Annotated in this window: 20 protein-coding genes and 1 pseudogene; 14 read left to right on the top strand and 7 right to left on the bottom strand. The window is 71.9% G+C overall.

The window, feature by feature from the left end; translation table 11 throughout:
* Nucleotides 1-27: 27 nt before the first annotated feature.
* From OG928_RS40920 to OG928_RS40905, 4 genes are all read left to right on the top strand, one after another.
* Nucleotides 28-486 (top strand): hypothetical protein, encoded by a 459-nt coding sequence (locus OG928_RS40920; RefSeq protein ID WP_331767083.1) that lies wholly within the window; start codon nt 28-30, stop codon nt 484-486.
* A gap of 332 nt (nt 487-818) precedes the next feature.
* A complete protein-coding gene (locus OG928_RS40915; RefSeq protein WP_406291651.1) occupies nt 819-1,256 on the top strand; it encodes a PaaI family thioesterase in 438 nt (145 codons plus the stop codon).
* Between the two features lie 195 nt (nt 1,257-1,451).
* Nucleotides 1,452-1,907, top strand: a complete 456-nt coding sequence (locus tag OG928_RS40910) for a VOC family protein (RefSeq protein ID WP_331767082.1) — start codon at nt 1,452-1,454, stop codon at nt 1,905-1,907.
* A 157-nt stretch (nt 1,908-2,064) separates the two neighbouring features.
* Nucleotides 2,065-2,262 carry a ferredoxin gene (locus OG928_RS40905; RefSeq protein ID WP_331767081.1) on the top strand — a complete coding sequence of 66 codons (198 nt, stop codon included), beginning with the start codon at nt 2,065-2,067 and terminating at the stop codon, nt 2,260-2,262.
* 104 nt (nt 2,263-2,366) lie between these two features.
* Here OG928_RS40905 and OG928_RS40900 read toward each other — a convergent pair whose 3' ends face one another.
* Together OG928_RS40900 and OG928_RS40895 are read right to left on the bottom strand one after the other, a co-directional pair.
* A complete protein-coding gene (locus OG928_RS40900) occupies nt 2,367-2,687 on the bottom strand; it encodes a LysR substrate-binding domain-containing protein (RefSeq protein ID WP_331767080.1) in 321 nt (106 codons plus the stop codon).
* 110 nt (nt 2,688-2,797) lie between these two features.
* Nucleotides 2,798-2,935, bottom strand: a pseudogene (locus tag OG928_RS40895) (LysR family transcriptional regulator); the annotation flags it as partial.
* Between the two features lie 71 nt (nt 2,936-3,006).
* On the opposite strand from OG928_RS40895, the gene OG928_RS40890 reads away from it, so the two are divergent.
* From OG928_RS40890 to OG928_RS40870, 5 genes are all read left to right on the top strand, one after another.
* The gene (locus OG928_RS40890) at nt 3,007-3,915 is read left to right on the top strand and encodes a PhzF family phenazine biosynthesis protein (RefSeq protein WP_331767079.1); all 909 of its coding nucleotides are present in this window, start codon (nt 3,007-3,009) and stop codon (nt 3,913-3,915) included.
* A 255-nt stretch (nt 3,916-4,170) separates the two neighbouring features.
* Nucleotides 4,171-4,587, top strand: coding sequence for a DUF4267 domain-containing protein (locus tag OG928_RS40885; RefSeq protein ID WP_331767078.1), 417 nt, complete (start codon nt 4,171-4,173; stop codon nt 4,585-4,587).
* Nucleotides 4,588-4,663: 76 nt separating this feature from the next.
* Nucleotides 4,664-4,864 carry a DUF1918 domain-containing protein gene (locus tag OG928_RS40880; protein WP_331767077.1) on the top strand — a complete coding sequence of 67 codons (201 nt, stop codon included), beginning with the start codon at nt 4,664-4,666 and terminating at the stop codon, nt 4,862-4,864.
* 185 nt (nt 4,865-5,049) lie between these two features.
* Complete coding sequence (locus tag OG928_RS40875; protein WP_331767076.1) at nt 5,050-5,829, top strand: VOC family protein; 780 nt, start codon at nt 5,050-5,052, stop codon at nt 5,827-5,829.
* 235 nt (nt 5,830-6,064) lie between these two features.
* Nucleotides 6,065-6,706, top strand: coding sequence for a hypothetical protein (locus tag OG928_RS40870; protein ID WP_331767075.1), 642 nt, complete (start codon nt 6,065-6,067; stop codon nt 6,704-6,706).
* Nucleotides 6,707-6,753: 47 nt separating this feature from the next.
* Here the strand turns inward: OG928_RS40870 and OG928_RS40865 are convergent, their stop codons facing one another.
* The 5 genes from OG928_RS40865 to OG928_RS40845 form a co-directional block, all read right to left on the bottom strand.
* On the bottom strand, nt 6,754-7,419 hold the full coding sequence (locus OG928_RS40865; RefSeq protein WP_331767074.1) for a response regulator transcription factor: 666 nt from the start codon (nt 7,417-7,419) through the stop codon (nt 6,754-6,756).
* A 1-nt stretch (nt 7,420) separates the two neighbouring features.
* Nucleotides 7,421-8,620: a histidine kinase gene (locus tag OG928_RS40860; RefSeq protein WP_331767073.1), complete on the bottom strand. Its 1,200-nt coding sequence runs from the start codon at nt 8,618-8,620 to the stop codon at nt 7,421-7,423.
* Complete coding sequence (locus tag OG928_RS40855; RefSeq protein ID WP_331767072.1) at nt 8,617-9,468, bottom strand: ABC transporter permease subunit; 852 nt, start codon at nt 9,466-9,468, stop codon at nt 8,617-8,619. Before OG928_RS40855 ends, OG928_RS40860 begins: the two co-directional genes overlap by 4 nt.
* Nucleotides 9,468-10,496, bottom strand: a complete 1,029-nt coding sequence (locus OG928_RS40850) for an ATP-binding cassette domain-containing protein (RefSeq protein ID WP_331767071.1) — start codon at nt 10,494-10,496, stop codon at nt 9,468-9,470. The genes OG928_RS40855 and OG928_RS40850 overlap by 1 nt, the downstream gene beginning before the upstream one ends.
* 182 nt (nt 10,497-10,678) lie before the next feature.
* Nucleotides 10,679-11,428: a TetR/AcrR family transcriptional regulator gene (locus OG928_RS40845; RefSeq protein ID WP_331767070.1), complete on the bottom strand. Its 750-nt coding sequence runs from the start codon at nt 11,426-11,428 to the stop codon at nt 10,679-10,681.
* A gap of 314 nt (nt 11,429-11,742) precedes the next feature.
* Between OG928_RS40845 and OG928_RS40840 the strand changes: the two genes are divergently transcribed.
* The 5 genes from OG928_RS40840 to OG928_RS40820 all read left to right on the top strand — a co-directional run bounded on the left by OG928_RS40840 (nt 11,743) and on the right by OG928_RS40820 (nt 17,405).
* Nucleotides 11,743-12,297: a hypothetical protein gene (locus OG928_RS40840; RefSeq protein ID WP_331767069.1), complete on the top strand. Its 555-nt coding sequence runs from the start codon at nt 11,743-11,745 to the stop codon at nt 12,295-12,297.
* Between the two features lie 108 nt (nt 12,298-12,405).
* On the top strand, nt 12,406-13,380 hold the full coding sequence (locus OG928_RS40835; RefSeq protein ID WP_331767068.1) for a metal-dependent hydrolase: 975 nt from the start codon (nt 12,406-12,408) through the stop codon (nt 13,378-13,380).
* Nucleotides 13,381-13,472: 92 nt separating this feature from the next.
* Nucleotides 13,473-14,597 (top strand): PDR/VanB family oxidoreductase, encoded by a 1,125-nt coding sequence (locus OG928_RS40830; protein ID WP_331767067.1) that lies wholly within the window; start codon nt 13,473-13,475, stop codon nt 14,595-14,597.
* Between the two features lie 133 nt (nt 14,598-14,730).
* Nucleotides 14,731-15,606 carry a M24 family metallopeptidase gene (locus tag OG928_RS40825; RefSeq protein ID WP_331767066.1) on the top strand — a complete coding sequence of 292 codons (876 nt, stop codon included), beginning with the start codon at nt 14,731-14,733 and terminating at the stop codon, nt 15,604-15,606.
* On the top strand, nt 15,603-17,405 hold the full coding sequence (locus OG928_RS40820) for an SDR family oxidoreductase (protein ID WP_331767065.1): 1,803 nt from the start codon (nt 15,603-15,605) through the stop codon (nt 17,403-17,405). The genes OG928_RS40825 and OG928_RS40820 overlap by 4 nt, the downstream gene beginning before the upstream one ends.
* Nucleotides 17,406-17,502: the final 97 nt, after the last annotated feature.

Here is a 17,502-nt window from a genome sequence, read left to right as displayed (position 1 = left end):
CGCCACCGGCTCTGCCACGCTGTCCCCATGGAGCACCCGACAGTCCGTGGACTGGCCCTGCCCGCGCAGCTGACCAACCTGCTCGGCCAGGGCCGGTGGCGTCATCCGGGCGATGCCGAAATGGGGCGACTCATCCCCTGGTTCGAGAGCCCACTCGACTTCCTCACGAGCACGGACCAGATGGCATGGGAGTCCAGCTCGCTGGACACCTTCGCCGACGACGCGTCCCGAGCCTTCTTCCGCGAGGCACGAGGAAGCAGCCGAGCAACACCCGTCGAACTGCCCTGGCTGGACGTCGAGCAGGCTGTCCTCATCGCGGTGAACCGCATACCCGGCGACGACGTGGCCCTCGCCCTCGACTACCGCACCGACCCATCCGACCCCCGCGTCGTGGGCAGCGACTTCTGGACCCACCCCCCGATCTGCCAATGGCGCACCGTGACCCCCACCTTCTCGGCCTTCGCCACCGCCCTGGGGCTCCAGTAGAGCTCTCCGGCTGTTCACGACCGGCACGGCCCGGCTTCCACACCCTGCTGCCCTGCCGGGCCGACACCGAACGGTACGGCGGCCGGTGGCCGCAGCCACTGCTGCTGTCCCTGGACGTCGCCCAACGAAGCGAACCCGTCGGGCTCGTGCCCCGACCCGCGCCCTGGCCGCCGTCTTGGGCCCCGCCGGACACCCCCGACAACTGTGGCCCGCGAAGCGGTCGTCGCCTATCTCAACGCCCACCCGCACCCCGCCCTCCGACACGGACCTCGTCGAGGTCGACGCCGAACAGGCCCGGGCCGCTGTCGGTGGTGGGCGGTTCGATGTGGTGTATGGAGATGGGTGCGGGTAGGCGTGGGTTGTTTTGGGATGTGTTGGCGGGGCGGGTTCCGCCGCCGTCTGCGGCGGTGTTGCTCGGGTGGGAATTGGTCGGGGTGGATCCGAAGCAGGGGACCATCGAGGTGGCGTTTCAGGCGGGGGAGCAGTTCGCGAACCCGGTCGGTGTGATCCAGGGCGGGTTCCTGGCCGCGATGCTCGACGACACCCTGGGTCCGGCGCTGGTCGCGACGTTGCCGGAGAATCAGTTCGCGCCGACCGTCGATCTGCATGTCCAGTTCCTCCGCCCCGCCCGTCCCGGACGGCTTCTGGGTCGGGGGCGGATCGTGCAGCGCGGTAAGGACATCTGCTTTCTCGCAGGTGAGCTGATCGGCCCCGACGGCAGGCCGGTGGCAGTGGCGACCGCGACCGCCCGGATCCAGACCGTCCCTTGACGGCCGTAAAGGCCGCAGGCCACCGGGACGCGTCGTCGTTGTCCTCTGGATGCATCCTCGAATCTATTTCTAATGGCTCAATGGATGTGTAATCATTAGATCATAATGAAGGCGTGCCCATGCGTGCGCTTCGAAGCACCCGCATGCCTTCCGCACGGCACCCCAGCCACCCGCACCGCGACACAAGGAGCAACGATGGCCAACATCAAGGCACTTCAGACCGGACACGTCGGGCTGAACGTCACCGATCTGGACCGTTCCGTGGCCTTCTACAAGGCCGTGTTCGAGTTCGAGGTGGTGGCCGAAGGCAAGGAGGACGACCGCCGGTTCGCCTTCCTCGGCCGGGACGGCAAGCTGCTCGTCACCCTGTGGCAGCAGAGCGAGGGAGACTTCGCCGCCGGCCGTCCCGGGTTGCACCACCTGTCCTTCCAGGTGGAGACCATCGACGAGGTGAAAGCCGCCGAGCAGGTGCTGCGCGGGCTCGACGCGCGGTTCAACTACGACGGCGTCGTCCCGCACGGCGAGAACGGGACGTCCGGCGGGATCTTCTTCGCCGACCCCGACGGCATCCGCCTGGAGATCTACGCCCCGTCCGGCGCCGACCCGGCCGACGCCCCCACCGCCGGCGCCCCGACCTGCGGCTTCTTCTAGACCGGCGGGCAAACCCCGCAGCACCGACGCCGCCCCCACCACACCGCAGGACCACTTTTCCGAAGCATCGCCGTGGCGGCCCGCGACCAGCAACCAGCGACCAGAGACCGGCCCGCCGGCCGCCACGGCATTCCCCGACCGGCAAGGGAGTTCGACCATGCGCGTCACCGTGGACATGAACCTGTGCGAGAGCCACGGCCAGTGCGTCTTCGCCGCACCCGACGTCTTCTCGTTCGACGATGACGACTACCTCGTCTACGACGCGACACCCGCCGACGCCCACGCGGAGCACGTACGCGGAGCCGCGGCGATGTGCCCGGCCCGCGCCATCACCATCGCCGCAGAGGGGCCATAAGAAAGGCGGATGGCCCGAATCGTGACCCTCGGCGCCTCACTCACCGGCCTCCGAGCCGGTCCTGCCCGAGCCGGTCCCGCCCGCGCCGATCGACGCCGCCCGCCTCAGTCGGTCGCGGTCGTGCCCGCCGCCCCGCGCAGCAGTCGTTCCAGACTCACCAAGGCCGCATCGGTGTCGGTGTCCGCCCGCCGCGAGATCGCGATGTCGACCGTCGGCGCAGACGGCAGCCCATGCTGCGCGGACAGGCGAACCGCGCCCGGCGGCAGGTTGCCCGGCAGCAGCGCGCCCACCCCGATCCCGGCGGAGACCGCCGCCTGGACGGCGTGCACGCTGGTGCTCTGGAAGGCGATCCGCCAGTGCCGGCCGTGCCGATCGAGCGCGTCCAGGGCCGGCTGCCGCCATTGGCACGGCTGGGAGAACAGCACCAACGGCAGCGGATCGGCGAGCGGATCGAGCCCCGGCGCAGCCGGAGTCGCTCCCCCGGCTCGGTGAGCCGGGTCCCGTGCGCGCCCCTGACCAGGAGGCGTCCGCCCGCCGCCTGTTCCAGGCGTTGGATCCGCTGGCTCACCGCGGGCTGACTCAGTCGCAGAGCCCTGGCGGCGCTGGTGATGCTCCCCGCGCGCACGGTCGCCGCGAAGGCGCGCAGGTCGGAGATCTGGAAGTCCTTCTGCATAAGAATTGATTATGCAAGGCATCGAAATATCGTGATTCCCTGTGATCCACATCGCGCCTACGCTCGGCGACATGGCTCCCATCTCCACCGAATACCACCACGTCGACGTCTTCGCGGACCGGCCGTACACGGGCAACAGCCTCGCCGTCTTCATCGATCCGCCGGCGCTGGACACCGGCCAGATGGTCCGGATCACCCAGGAGTTGCGGCACTTCGAGACGATCTTCGTCACCGGCCCGGACACCGACGGCGTGGCGCACGCCCGGGTCTTCGACCTCTTCGAGGAACTCGCGTTCGCCGGACACCCGGTCCTGGGCGCGGCGGCCGTCCTGCACAGCACGTCCGGCACCCCCGTCGACGAGGAGCGCCGGTGGACGATCGCCCTGTCGGCGCGCACCGTCGGGGTGACCACGCGCGGGAGCACGGACGGCCGGATCTTCGCCCTCCTCGACCAGGGCCGCCCCGAGCTGGCCCCCGATGAACCGGCCGGGCACCGGGCGAAGATCGCCGCCGCCCTGGGGCTCGCCGCACACGACCTCGACGCGACGTTGCCACCCCAGGTGGTCTCCACCGGCCTGCGCTACCTGATCGTCCCGGTACGCGACGCCGACGCCCTCGGCCGGGCCCGCATCGAGCACGCCGACTTCGAGGACTTTCTCCGCGGGTTCGGCGCCGAATTCGCGTACGTCCTGGACCCGGCCGCGCTCGAAGGCCGGCACTGGAACAACGACGGCGTACTGGAGGACGTCGCGACCGGCAGCGCGGCCGGCTGTGTGGCGGCCTACCTGATGCGCCACGGCCGCGCCCACGACGGCCGGGAACTCACGCTGTCCCAGGGCCGTTTCGTCGGTCGGCCCGGCTCGATCACGATCGCCGCGCACGGCAGGCCCGACGACATCGAGCGGGTCACGGTCGGCGGCACCGTATCGACGGTCGGCACCGGAACCCTCCGCGCCCTGCCCCCGCGGCAGCGCCCGTGAGCAGCCCCAGCGCCGTGTGATTCGCCGCGCGCGAGGACCGGCGGCCGGTCGGGTGCCGACGGGCACGTCGCCGAGGAGCGAAGCTACGACTCCGACATCGGCGTCGGCGTCGGCGTCGGCGTCGGCGTCGGCGTCGAGGTCGAGCCGGCCTCCAAGTCCCTTCCATGTGGCTTCCATGATCCCGGGGCGAAGCTTCTCTCAAGGAACACGACGAACGCTTCTTCCCAGCAAGCGTTCCCACCTCGGGAGACTGCGATGACCCTGAAGAACCTCACCACCGGCCTCGCCGCCCTGGGCGCCGTTTTCATCATCTACGTCGGCATCGCCTACCTGCTCGCCCCGCAGTCGAGCGCCTCCGGCTTCGGTGTGCCGACCTGGCCCAGCGAGGACGGCACGGCGTTCCTGGCCGTCAAGGGCGTGCGGGACATCGCGTCCGGCCTGGTGATCTTCGCGCTCCTGCTGAACGGGCACCGCAAGGCGCTGGGGTGGGCGATGGCGGCGATCACCTTCGTGCCCACCGGCGACATGGTGATCGTGCTGGGCCACGACGGCTCGGCCGGGACCGCGTTCGGGATCCACGGCCTCACCGCCGTCGCGGTGGCCGTGACCGCCGGGCTGCTCCTGCGCGAGCGCTCGACCACCACGCAAAGTGATCGTACTGTTACCATCTGATGACATGGACTCGCGGTACGGCCCTGCGTCCGAGCAGTCCCGAAGCCCGGTCCCTTCCACAGAGGAGCCAGTCGATATGCACGCCACCAAGGGTGATCGCCTTGTGACGCACGGCCGGGTCGTCGGCCAACACGACCACGTCGTGGAGATCATCGAGGTACTGGGCCCGGACGGCACACCGCCCTTTCGAGTGCGGGACGCGAACGGGCACGAATCGATCATGTCGCCCGGTCCGGACTCCCAGGTGCTGCACCGCAAGGCCTCCGGCCCCGCGTAGCGCGCGATTCCGACCCGCGCTGTTCGTTGTGCCGTTGTGCCGCTCACTCGTTCGGCGCAGCGGCGGCGAATCTCCGCCGCCGGATCCGCGCGCTTGCGGGCCGTGGACGGGCTCCGGGAGTCAGACTCGAAGAGTCCGTACAACACATGTGATTCGGACCGACCGCGGTCCGGCGAAGGAGCGACATGCTCAGCACCGACTACGTGACCGGCTCGCCGAACTGGCTCGACCTCGGCAGCCCCGACACCGCCGCGGCGGCCCAGTTCTACGGCGCGGTCCTGGGCTGGACCTTCGAGTCCGCGGGGCCCGAAGCCGGCGGTTACGGCCTCCTCCGGCAGGAGGGCAAGACCGTCGGCGGGCTCGGCCCGCTGACCGAGGAGGGGGCCTCGTCCGCCTGGATGGTGTACTTCAAGGTCCCCGACGCGGACGCCACCGCCAAGGCCGTGGAGCGGGCCGGCGGCACGGTCCGGCTGGAGCCGTTCGACGTCATGGACGCCGGCCGGATGGCCCAGCTCACCGACCCGGGCGGCGCCCGGTTCGCGATCTGGCAGTCCGCCGCGTTCGCGGGCTCGGAGGTGGTGGGCACCCCCGGCTCCCTGGCCTGGGCCGAGTTGCACTCCGGTGACCTGAATGCGGCCCTCTCCTTCTACGGCACCCTGTTCGGCTGGCGGGCGCAGGAATTCGAGATGCCCGGCATGAAGTACACCGTGCTCTCCACCGCCGAAGGCAAGCAGGAGGACGCGTCCTTCGGTGGCGTCGTCACGGCTCGGGAGGGCCAAGAGCCGGGCTGGATCCCGTACTTCGAGGTCACCGACCCGGACGACGTGGTCAGCAGGGCCCAGGGGAACGGCGGTTCGGTCGTCATGCCCGCCGCCGACGTTCCGGACGTGGGCCGACTCGCCTGGCTGACCGACCCGTTCGGCGCCACCTTCGCCATCATCAAAAGCGTGGAGCCCGCGGCGTAGTTCCCCGCACGATCCACCTTTCCGCGCACGATCCACCCTCCCCGCACGACCCACCCTTCCGCGCACCGTGCCGATCACCGGCACGGTGCGCGGCGGCGCGAGGACGATGCCGTGATGCCACCCATCCGGACCGGTTCGGCCCGGCCGTCCCGCGGCGCACGGTCCCGCCATATGCTGACCCGGCGACGCCGCGCCAAGGCGACATCGCGACACCCCACCGCCACAAGGGGGCAACGTGGATCTGGCCTCGCGGTACCGAGGTGCGTACCAGGCCGCGCTGTTCACCGCGGAGTGCGTGGAGGACGCGCACCGCCTGGGCGCGCTCGATTCCCTGCTCAAGCCGTGGGTGCGACGGGAGATCGCCCTTTGCGAGCACTCGCTGAACCACTGTGACAGCAAGATGGACCTGGCGGACGCGGTCTCGGGGCTGGCCGCGATCGCGCCGCGGTACGCGCGGCTGCGCCGCGACCTGTTCTCCGACGCGCACCATCTGGGCCGGCCCGAACCGCCGTGGCGAAAGGTCGGACCGACGTTCGCGGTGCGCGCGCCGCTCCAGGTGTGGCGGCAGCCGCCGGCGTACGCCCTGTTGCGCCGCGATCACGGGTCCGGGACGGCGGGCACGCAGTCGTGGGAGTTCACGGTGTTCGCCCGGTCCGGCGATCCGAGCGAGCCCGGCACGACGTTCACCGCGATGCTCTTTCCCGACTCGGGGATCGGGGAGGGAACCGTGCAGGTCGTCAAGGAACTCCAAAACCAACGGGAGTGGTACGAGCAACTCGACTACGCCTTCCTGGCGTTGGGCCGCAACGTCGGTCTGGCCGGCCTCTACGACCCGGACCGGGGACAACACCCGCCGCCGATCCCACCCACCGACTGAGCACACGAGCTCACCGGCGCGCCCGCCCACCGACCGGGACTCGCCGCTCACAGCGGCTTGATCAGCCTGCTCTCGTAGGCGAAGACGACCGCCTGTACGCGGTCGCGGAGGCCGAGTTTGGTCAGGATTCGGCTCACGTGGGTCTTGATGGTGGCCTCGGACAGGTGCAGGCGGGCCGCGACCTCGGCGTTGGACCGGCCCTGGGCGAGTTCGACCAGGACGCCGCGTTCGCGCTCGGTGAGTTGGGCCAGTCGCGGGTCCTCGTCGGTGACCGGGCCCTGCTCGGGGATGCGATGGGCGAAGGTTTCGAGCAGGCGACGGGTGATCCGCGGGGCGACCACCGCGTCGCCGGCGGCCACCGAGCGGATGGCGGCCAGCAGTTCGGCCGGCAGGGCGTTCTTGAGCAGGAAGCCGGAGGCGCCCGCGCGCAGGCCGGCGAAGGCGTACTCGTCGAGGTCGAACGTGGTCAGGATCAGAACACGCGTCTCGGGGCAGCGTTCGACGATCAGGCGGGTCGCCTCGATACCGTCCATGCCGGGCATCCGGACGTCCATCAACACCACGTCGGGGCGCAGGAGTTCGGTCAGCCGGACCGCCTCCTCGCCGCTGTCGGCCTCGCCCGCAGCGGTCATGTCGTCCTGCGCGCCCAGGACCATCGTGAACGCCATCCGCAGCAGCGGCTGGTCGTCCACCACAAGGACGTCGATGGCCACGTCAGGATCCTCCGGGATCGGTCAGGTTCAGTAGGGCGAAGACCCGCCAGCCGCCGTCGGCCAGCGGTCCGGCCTCGACGTGACCACCGTAGACGGCGGCGCGTTCGCGCATGCCGGTGACGCCGCTGCCGGCGCCCGCCCCGGATCCGGGTGCGCGTGCCCGGCCGTCGTCGACCACGTTCAGCTCGATGTGCGCGGGTGAGCACCGGACCAGGATCCGAGCGCTCGCGCCGGGCAGGGTGTGCTTGAGGGTGTTGGTCAGCGCTTCCTGCACGAGCCGGTACACCGCGAGTTGGGCGCCCTGGGGCACGTCGCGGGCGTCGCCCTCGACGGTGAGCGTGGTCGGCAGGCCCGCCGCGCGGACCTGTTCCGCGAGGCCGCCCAGACGGGCCAGGTCGGGCTGCGGGTGGCGGGCGGCCTCCGGTTCGTCCTCCCGCAGGATGCCCAGGAAGCGGCGCATCTCGGTGAGCGCCTGCCGACCCGTGCCGGAGACCTGCTCCATCGCGAGCCCGGCCCGGTCGGGCGTGCTGCGCACGGTCATCGCGGCGGCGTCGGCCAGCGCGACCATCACGGACAGGTTGTGCGTGACGATGTCGTGCATCTCGCGCGCGATCCGCGAGCGTTCGGCCGCCACCGCGAGCGCGGCCTGCTGCTCCTGTTCGCGTTCGAGGCGGTCGGCGCGGTCCTCCAGGGCCAGGAGATAGCGTCGCCGCGTGCGCAGGTTCGCGCCGAGCACCGCGGCCGTGACGGTCATCGCGCTCAGGCCGACGAAGGCGCCGAGCCGGTAGTCGGGCTCGGTCCAGCGCACGGTGACCAACAGGATGCCCGCCTCGACCACCGCGACCGCGTACAGGGTCCGGGCCCGGTCGCAGTGCGCGGCGACGGTGTACAGCGCGACCAGCAGGCTCATGTCGGCGGCGGTGCGCACGTCGAGCGACCATTGCGCGAGGGCCACCACCGCGAGCACCGCGAACACCGGGACCGGGGCCCGGCGGCGCAGCGCGAGCGGCAACGTGAGGGCGGCCCCCAGCGCCGCCCAGGCGGATGCCCGCAGCAGGCTCCCGGCGTCGACGAGCACCAGCATGGCCACCGCGAGCGCGCTGTCGGCCCAGGTCGGATGTCGGCGGGCGAACGTCGTCAGGCGTGCCGGTACGGCGGTGAGCACGGGCCCACCGCCGAACCGTCTAAGGATCGTGCTCACGCGTCGCGCCGCCGAAGCAGCACCGCCGCCACCGCGAGCGTCACCGCTGCGTACAGGACGAATACGGTGATGCCCATCCCCGGGGACAGCGCGTCGGCTTCCGGATGCCATCGGGAGAGCGCCTGTCCGGCCTCGCTGGGCAGGTACTTGGAGATGTGGTCCTGCCACGAGGCGGGCAGGGCGCGCGCGATCTCGGGCAGCACGAGCAGCAGCCCGAACACGATGGCGATGCCGCCCGCGGCGGTGCGCACGATGGCGCCGATCCCGATCGCGAGCACACCGGTGACGGCGAGGTACACCGCCACGCCCACGACCACGCGTGGTACGCCGGGGTCCCCGAGCGAGACGCCGATGTGTTCCCGGGCCAGGACCGCCTGCCCGCTGAGGAACGCGATCAGGCACGTGCCGAGCATCAGGGCGAAGGTCACCGCGCCGAACACAAGGGTCTTGGCCCACAGCACCGGCAGCCGGTGCGGTACCGCCGACATCGTCGCGCGGATCGAGCCGGTGGCGTACTCGCCGGTGACCACCAGGACGCCCAGCACGCCGATGGCCAGTTGGGCGAGGTAGAGGCCGGTCAGGCTCGCGTTCGGCGCGGAGAACCGCGACTTCTCGTCCGCGCTCATGCTCGGCCAGCGGTTCACCGTGCCCGAGGTGATCAGCAGACCCAGCGCGATCACCACGAAGACCGCGGTGACCAGCACCCAGAAGGTCGAGCGCAGGCTGCGGAGCTTGATCCATTCGGCGTTGAGCACCCGTACGAAGGTGACCTTGCCGGAGCCGGCGGCACGGGAGACGAACAGCGGGCCGGTGGCCGACGCGCCGTCGGTCGAGACGGTGCCGGCCATCAGGCGACCTCCCCGTTCGCACGGCCGCCCGCGCCCGCGCTCGTGCCCGCGCAGGCGCCGATGCCGATGCCGATGCCGATGCCGACGGCCGCGCCGGCCGCGCCGGCCGGGCCGGCCGCCCCCGACGCGGACACCCGGTACTCGACCGCGTCCCGGGTCGATTCCATGAACGCCTCCTCCAGGGACGCCTGTTGCGGCACCAGCTCGAACAGGGTGATGCCGTGCGCGGCGGCGACCCGCCCGATGTCGTCGCTGGACAGCCCCTTGACCTCCAGTACGTCCCGTTCGCGGCCCGCGACCCGAACGTCGGGGGCCGGCAGCAGTGCGCGCAGCCGATCGGCGTCGGGCGTGCGCACGCGGACCAGGTCGGGGGCCGCGCCGCGGATGAAGTCCGCGACCGAGGTGTCGGCGATCAGCCGGCCTCGGCCGACCACGATCAGGTGCTCGGCGGTGAGCGCCATCTCGCTCATCAGGTGTGACGACAGGAAGACCGTCCGGCCCTCCGCCGCCAGCGACTTGAGCAGGGTGCGGATCCACAGCACGCCCTCGGGGTCGAGCCCGTTGACCGGCTCGTCGAGGACGAGTGTCGCGGGGTCGCCGAGCAGCGCGGTCGCGATGCCGAGCCGTTGGCCCATGCCGAGCGAGAAGCCGCCGACCCGCTTGCGGGCCACCTCGTCGAGGCCGACGAGGTCGATCACCTCGCGGACCCGGGCGGTCGGGATGCCGCTGGTGGCCGCCATCGAGAGCAGGTGGTGGTAGGCCGAGCGGCCGGTGTGTACCGCCTTCGCCTCCAGGAGCGCGCCGACCTCGTGCAGCGGTGCGGGGTGGTCGGCGTAGCGGCGGCCGTTGACGGTGACGCCGCCGGACGTGGGGTGGTCCAGGCCCAGGATCATCCGCATCGTGGTCGACTTGCCGGCGCCGTTGGGGCCGAGGAAGCCGGTGACCACGCCGGGACGGACGGTGAAGGTCAGGCCGTCCACGGCGGTCTTGGATCCGTACCGTTTGGTCAATGCTCGGGCTTGAATCATCGCTGCCGCCTCCAGGGTTCGGTGCTTCGGCACCTCCGCGAGAGGGGGCCGCCGGGTGGTCGCCCGGTATGACCTCAACGCTAGGCAGCGCGTGTGCTCGCGACGATCGCCGTGCGGGCGAACCTTCGGTCCCGCGATCGTGCGTCGTGCGGGTGAAGGGGTCGTTCCGAAGGATGACATGCCTAACCGGCTCGGTCCTCCGAGCCGACCGCGGTCCCGGCGCCGACCGTGCCGATACCGGTGCCGGTGGCGATACCGGTGCCCGTGCCGGTGCCGCGGTTAAGCGCGGCCTCCGGTGGCACCCAGGCCGGATCGAGGTGGGCGATCGTCACGAAGGTGTCCAGGAGCAGCATGACCAGCAGATGGTGCACCTCGTCGCGCGCCAGGTCGCCGCGGGCGAGCCAGTCGAGGGTCGCGCCCTCGACGCAGTACAGCCAGCCGATCAGTGCCGTCCGGGCGATCGGTGACAGGTCGCTGCGCCCGTACGCGCCGTGCGCGAGCGACGTGAGCATCTCCTCGCGGACCCGCTCGCGGATGGTGAGCACGTCGGTGTCGAAGCCGACGCCGCCGCTGACGACCGTGCGGTACGCGGCCTCGTTGCCCTGGGCGAAGCGCAGGTAGCCGTCGAGCACGTTGCGCAACCGGTCGGCGGCCGGCTGGTCCTCGTCGCTGCGCGCGCGGGCGACCAGGTCGGCGACGGAATCCTCGATGACCGCGAGGTAGTAGCCGCGTTTGTTCTTGAAGTAGTAGTAGAGCAGGCCCTTGGCGACGTTGGCCTTTGCCGCGATGTCGTCCACCGACAGCGCGTCGTAGGACACGTTGGCGAACAACTGGCGCCCGATGGCCACGAGTTCGGCCCGTCGGGCCTGGGAGCGCTCCGAGTCGGGCGGGGTGCGGCGACCCTCCGTAACGGATCGTTGACTTTTGTTCAAAACGAAGCCTAGTCTCTGTCGCGGCAAGGTATATGCACGGCTGGAAGCAACTCCGCTCTGCGTTCCACGGCAAGAGTACTGGCGAGGGTCGGCGCCCCGCTCGCCTCGGCGACGGCCGACTCGGCCCCGCGAACCCCGTGACCTCTCGGCCCCTTTCGGACCCTCTCGGACCCCTTCGGACCCCTCGGCCCGCTCGGATCCCGGGGCGGCCTCGGAGCTCCCGCGGACCTCGCGGACACCTCGGCCCTCGCGGACTCTTGCGCGATCCACGGCACCTCCATCAGCGCGACGGACTCCGAGGAGGACGACTCGACATGGATCCCAAATCGTGGCCGGATCGAACCCTGTCCATGCTGCCGGCAGTGCTGGCCGTACTGATCGCCGCGTCGGCGGTGGGCCCGACGGGCGGTCGGGCCGGCGCCGTCGAGGCGCCCGAGGCGGTCACGGCCGCACCGGCGGCCGGTGTCCGGACCGGCCTCAAGCCGCCCACGATCACCGCGAGCGTGTTCGCGCCGGTCGGGTTCGCGCTCGCCGGCGTGACCACGGTCGACACCGCCCAGGGGTCGCGACGGGTGCTGGTGCTGACGATGCGCAAGGCCCACCTGCGCGATTACCGGCTCAGCACCCGGGACGACGGCGCCAACCTGAAGCTGACCACGACCGATCTCACGCTCGACGGCGACGTCCGGATCTATCTCACCAGGCTGCACGGGTGCATCGAGGGGTTGATCTGCCTCGACTTCGCCCCGGACGCGTTGCCGCTGCCGCCGGTCATCCCGCCGTTCGTCTTCATGACCGACGTGCGGGCCGAACAGGCCTTCGTACACGCGGATCGACTCACCACCGACATCGTCCTCACATCGCCCTGAGGACCGCCCCGACCGGTCGGAGCAGTCGCGCGCGCCATGTATTGACTTTTATTCAACACTCCCTACTGTTGGGTAACAAGAGTCGTTCCCGACCAAGGAGCACCTCCGATGTCCTCGGCTCCTCCCACCACCGCAACGTCCGCCATCGCCTCCCCCGCGAGCCACGACGACCGACACGCCACTCGAACCTCCGTACGGGGCCCGGCCGTTCGCGCCGACGAGCACCGCGACCTCGCGCTCAACCCGCGCGCCGTGCACTTCGACTGGTCGCGCCTGCCGATGCACTGGGTACCGGAGGAGCCCATGGCCACGCACACCATGAACGTGCTGCACCTGCTGCTTCCCGAGGGCGAGCGCTGGTTCGTCCGCACCTTCCAGGAGGCACTGCCGCTGATCACCGACGAGCAGTTGCGCGAGGACGTGATCGGGTTCATCGGCCAGGAGTCCGTCCACGCCGAGGCCCACCAGGGCGTGCTGGACCTCCTGCTCGCCAAGGGCTTGGACCCAGCACCGTACGTCCGCCAGGTCGAGTGGCTCTTCCACCGCATCCTCGGCGGCCGGGACGACCTGACCGGCGCGGCGGGCCGCGAACATCTGGTCGAGCGAGTCGCGATCATCGCCGCGATCGAGCACTTCACCGCGTTCCTCGGCGACTGGGTGCTCAACGCGCCCGGCCTGGACCGGGCCGCGGTCGACCCCACGATGCTCGACCTGCTCCGCTGGCACGGCGCCGAGGAGGTCGAACACCGCAGCGTGGCCTACGACCTGCTGATCCACCTCGACCCCGGCTACCTCCGCCGGATGCGCACCATGGCCGGCACCGGCCCGGTACTCATCTGGTTGTGGGTGCGCGGCGTGCGCTTCCTGATGCTCACCGACCCGGAGTTGGCGGGCCGGGGCAAGCCGCGCTGGCGCGACTACGTGCAGACCTCGCGCCGGGGCCTGCTGCCGGGGCTCACCGCCGCCGCGCGTTCCGCCGCGCGCTACGTCAAGCCGCGCTACCACCCCACGCAGGAGGGCTCGACCCGCCAGGCCGTCGCCTACCTCGCGCGTTCACCCGCCGCCCGCGCCGCCGCGCGGTGACGGTACGGCCCGTTCGACGAGGACGCCCGAAGACGCCCAGAACGCCGAGGATGCCGAGAACGCCGAGAATGCCGAAAGTGCCGAGGATGCCCATGAGCCCCGCAACGCCGCCTACTTCCGCGCCGCCGGACCTGTACGGACGCGAACGCGGCGACCGCATGATGCGCACCCTGACCGTGCTCGGCCGGCTGCACACCGAGGCGGTCGCCCGGTCCGGGCGCCGGCGGGCCCGCTCCGGCTCGCCACTCGCCGCGGCCGCGCCCGCCGGGCCGCTCGCGCTGGTCGTCCGCGAACGCGTCGTCGAGGCCGAGGACGTCGTCTCGCTGCGGCTGACCGCGCCCGCCGGCGGCCGGCTGCCCGGGTGGCAGCCCGGCGCCCATCTCGCGCTGCGCCTGCCTTCCGGGCGACAGCGGCACTACTCGCTGTGCGGGGACCCCGAGGACCGCTACACCTACCGGATCGCGATCCGCCGACTGGCCGCGGGCGGCGGCGGATCGATCGAGATGCACGACGAACTGCCGGTCGGCGCGCGCCTGACCACCGCCGGACCGCGCAACGCGTTCCCGTTCGCCGCCGAGCCGGCCGTGCTCTTCCTGGCCGGCGGGATCGGGATCACGCCGATCCTGCCGATGGTGCGCCAAGCCGCGCGCGCGGGCCTGGACTGGCGGCTCGTGCACGTCGGACGCACCCGCGCGTCACTGCCGTTCGGCGCCGAACTGACCGAGCTCGCGGGCCCGGGCGGTCGATCGGCCGGCCGATTCGAGGTCCGCGCCGACGACGAGGTCGGCCTCCCCGACTGCGCCGAGTTGCTGCGGCGCGCGCCCGCCGGCGCCGCCGTGTACTGCTGCGGGCCCGCGCCGATGCTCGCCGGCGTCCGGGCCGCGATGGCCGCGAGCCCCGCCACCGGGCTGCACGTCGAGCGCTTCGCGCCCGCCCCCGTGCGGGACGGTCGGCCGTTCGAACTGCGCCTGCGCCGCAGCGGCATCGACCTCGCGGTGCCCGCCGACCGGCCCGCGCTGGACGTGCTGCGTGAGGCCGTGCCGGACACCGCCTACTCGTGCCGGCAGGGCTTTTGCGGAGTCTGCCGGGTGCGGGTGCTGGCCGGCGAGGTCGAGCACCGCGACCTGCGGCTGACCGACGACGAGCGGGCCGAGGGCACGATGCTCGTGTGCGTGTCGCGCGCGGCCGAAGGCGAGCGGCTCGACCTCGATCTCTGACCGCCGACCTCTCACCTCCGACTTCCGACTTCCGGCTTCCGACCTCTTACCTCTGACCTCTCACCTCCGACCTTTCACCTCTGACCTCTGACCTCTGACCCAGCGTCACTCGACTCCCACGAAGGCGGAGTTCATGAGCACACGGCTACAAGCCCCGGCAGTGCGCCCACCGCGCGGGATTCCCGCGTTCGCGTTCGACGAGGTCGACCTCGACCGGTTCCGCGAGGTGCAGCGGCTGGCCTACCGCTGCGCCGAACGCGTCGCGGCCTGGATCGAACCGGGCGTGACTGAGCGTCAGACCGCCGCGCGGCTGCGTCGGGAGCTGGTGGCCGACGGCGTCCAGGACTTCTTCCACATCCCGTTCGCGTGGTTCGGCGATCGCACGGCGTTCCGCGGCTTCCACACGCCGCTGCAGTTCTTCGCCGGCAACCGCCGGATGGTGGAGGGGATGCCGTACATCCTGGACTGCGCGCCGATCGTGGACGGGTACACCGCCGACATCGGCTACGCGGGCAAGCTGGGCGAGAACGCGGTGTGGGACCGGATCGTCGCCGACCTCGGCGAGTACCGCGACCTGATCCTGCGCGAGGTCAGGCAGCGCAAACCGCTCGACGAGGTGTACCGCGCGGTCGACGCGCTGATCGCGACGCACGGCTACGACAACCGGCACAAGGTGTATCCGGGCCGGGTGATCGGGCATCAGGTCACCCGGGTGACGCTGCGTCGGCCGGTGGGGGTCAACGTCCTCGGCTTCGGCGTGCGCACGCTGCGTACCCTCGGGCGGGAGCTGATCGGCGAGCGCCTGCACGGGCGTTCGCCGCTGTGGGCAGACGGGCGGGCCTCGCGGCACGTGCCGACGCCGGGGTTGTGGGCGGTCGAGCCGCACATCGCGCTGCGCGATGTCGGGGCCAAGTTCGAGGAGTTGCTCGTGGTCACCGACGACGACGCCCATTGGCTCGACGACGACCTGCCGCACGTGCACCGGGTCCGCAAGGCGGCGCGGCGATGACGGCCCCGGCCGCCGCGCGGCGCGTGGTGGACGTGGTCTCCGGCCCGCGCACCCGCACGGTCACCTCGGGCGGGGTCGCGCTCGCGGTGTACGAACAGGGCCCGGAGAGCGGGCCCGTGGTGTTGCTCGTGCACGGCTATCCCGACACGCACCGGGTGTGGGACGACGTCGCCGCCGATCTGGAGCGCGATCATCGCGTGGTCCGCTACGACGTGCGCGGGGCCGGCGACTCGGGCGCGCCGGCCGGCCGGTACGGCTACCGCCTGGAGCAGCTGGCCGCCGACCTGTTCGCGGTGCTCGACGCGGTCAGCCCGGACCAGCCGGTGCACGTGCTCGCGCACGACTGGGGCTCGATCCAGGCGTGGGAGGCGGTCACCGACCGGGCCGGGCCGCGCCGGATCGCCTCGTACACGTCGATGTCCGGGCCGTGCCTGGATCACGTCGGCCACTGGACCAGGCGGCGCTTCGCGCGGCCCACGCCGCGGCATGTCGGCCAGCTGGCCGCGCAGTCGGTGCGCTCGTGGTACATCACGGCGTTCCACGTCCCGGTGCTCGCGCCCGCGACCTGGCGGCTCGGCCTGGCGGCGGGGTGGGGACGGATGCTGACCAGGGCGGAGGGCGTGCGTCCGCGCGCCGGGCATCCGCAGCCCACACTCGCCGACGACGCGGTGCGCGGCATCGCGCTGTACCGCGCCAACATGCTCCCGCGCATGCTGCTGCCGGGGGAACGCAGCACCACGGTGCCGGTCCAGCTGATCACCCTCGCCGACGACCGCTTCGTGGGCGCGGCGCTGTCCGAGGGCCTGGAGCGGTGGGCGCCGCGGCTGTGGCGGCGCGGCATCGCGGCCGGCCACTGGTCCGCCCTTCTGGAGCAGGGTTCGACCGTGGCACGGATGACCCGGGAGTTCGTCGACCACATCGACAACGGGACCGCGGTGCCCGCGCTCGACCTGGCCCGGCAGCGCGAACGGCCGGTGGGCAAGGACCCGTTCGCGGGCCGGCTCGCGCTGGTCACCGGCGCGGGCGGCGGCATCGGCCGAGCCACCGCGGTCGCGTTCGCCGAGCAGGGCGCGGACGTCGTGGTGTGCGACATCGACGCGGCGGCGGCCGAGCGCACGGCGGTGCTCGCGCGGTTGTACGGGGTCGCCGCGCACGCGTACCGCGTCGACGTCTCGGACGCCGCGGCGGTGGACGCGTTCGCGGCGGATGTCGCGCACGCGCACGGCGTCCCGGACATCGTCGTCAACAACGCGGGCGTCGGTCACTCCGGCACGTTCCTGGCCACGACGAACGCCGAGTGGAAGCGCGTCCTGGACGTCAATCTGTGGGGTGTCATCCACGGTTCGCGCGCGTTCGGCACGCTGATGGCGCAGCGCGGCGAGGGCGGGCACATCGTCAACATCGCGTCGGCGGCGGCGTACACGCCCTCGAAGCAGCTCGCGGCCTACGCGACCAGCAAGGCCGCGGTGGCGATGATGTCCGACTGCCTGCGCGCCGAACTCGCCTCGTCGGGCGTGCGCGTGAGCACGATCTGTCCCGGCATCGTGAACACCGGCATCGTCCGCAGCACCACGTTCTCGGGGTTGGACGACACCGAACAGAGCGCCCGCCGCGAACGCTTCGGCAAGCTCTACGCCCGGCGCAACTATCCCCCGGAGAAGGTCGCCGACCACATCGTCGACGCGATCCGCCGCCGCCGCACGGTCGTCCCGGTCACCCCGGAGGCCAGGCTCGGCCGCCTCGTGAGCCGCCTGTCCCCCGCCACCATGCGCGCGTTGGCCAGACTGGGCACTCGCTGACCGCGACCGCGCCCGAGCGGTGCGTACTCGGGCGCGGGTGGGTGGCGGCGGAGGGCGCGGTGGGCTCTCCCGCGTCCTTCGCCGCCACCGGGCGTGG

Source organism: Embleya sp. NBC_00896, assembly GCF_045207785.1.
Classification (GTDB): domain Bacteria; phylum Actinomycetota; class Actinomycetes; order Streptomycetales; family Streptomycetaceae; genus Embleya.
Note: the sequence above shows the minus strand (reverse complement) of the source record. Positions and strands in the feature narration are given on the sequence as shown.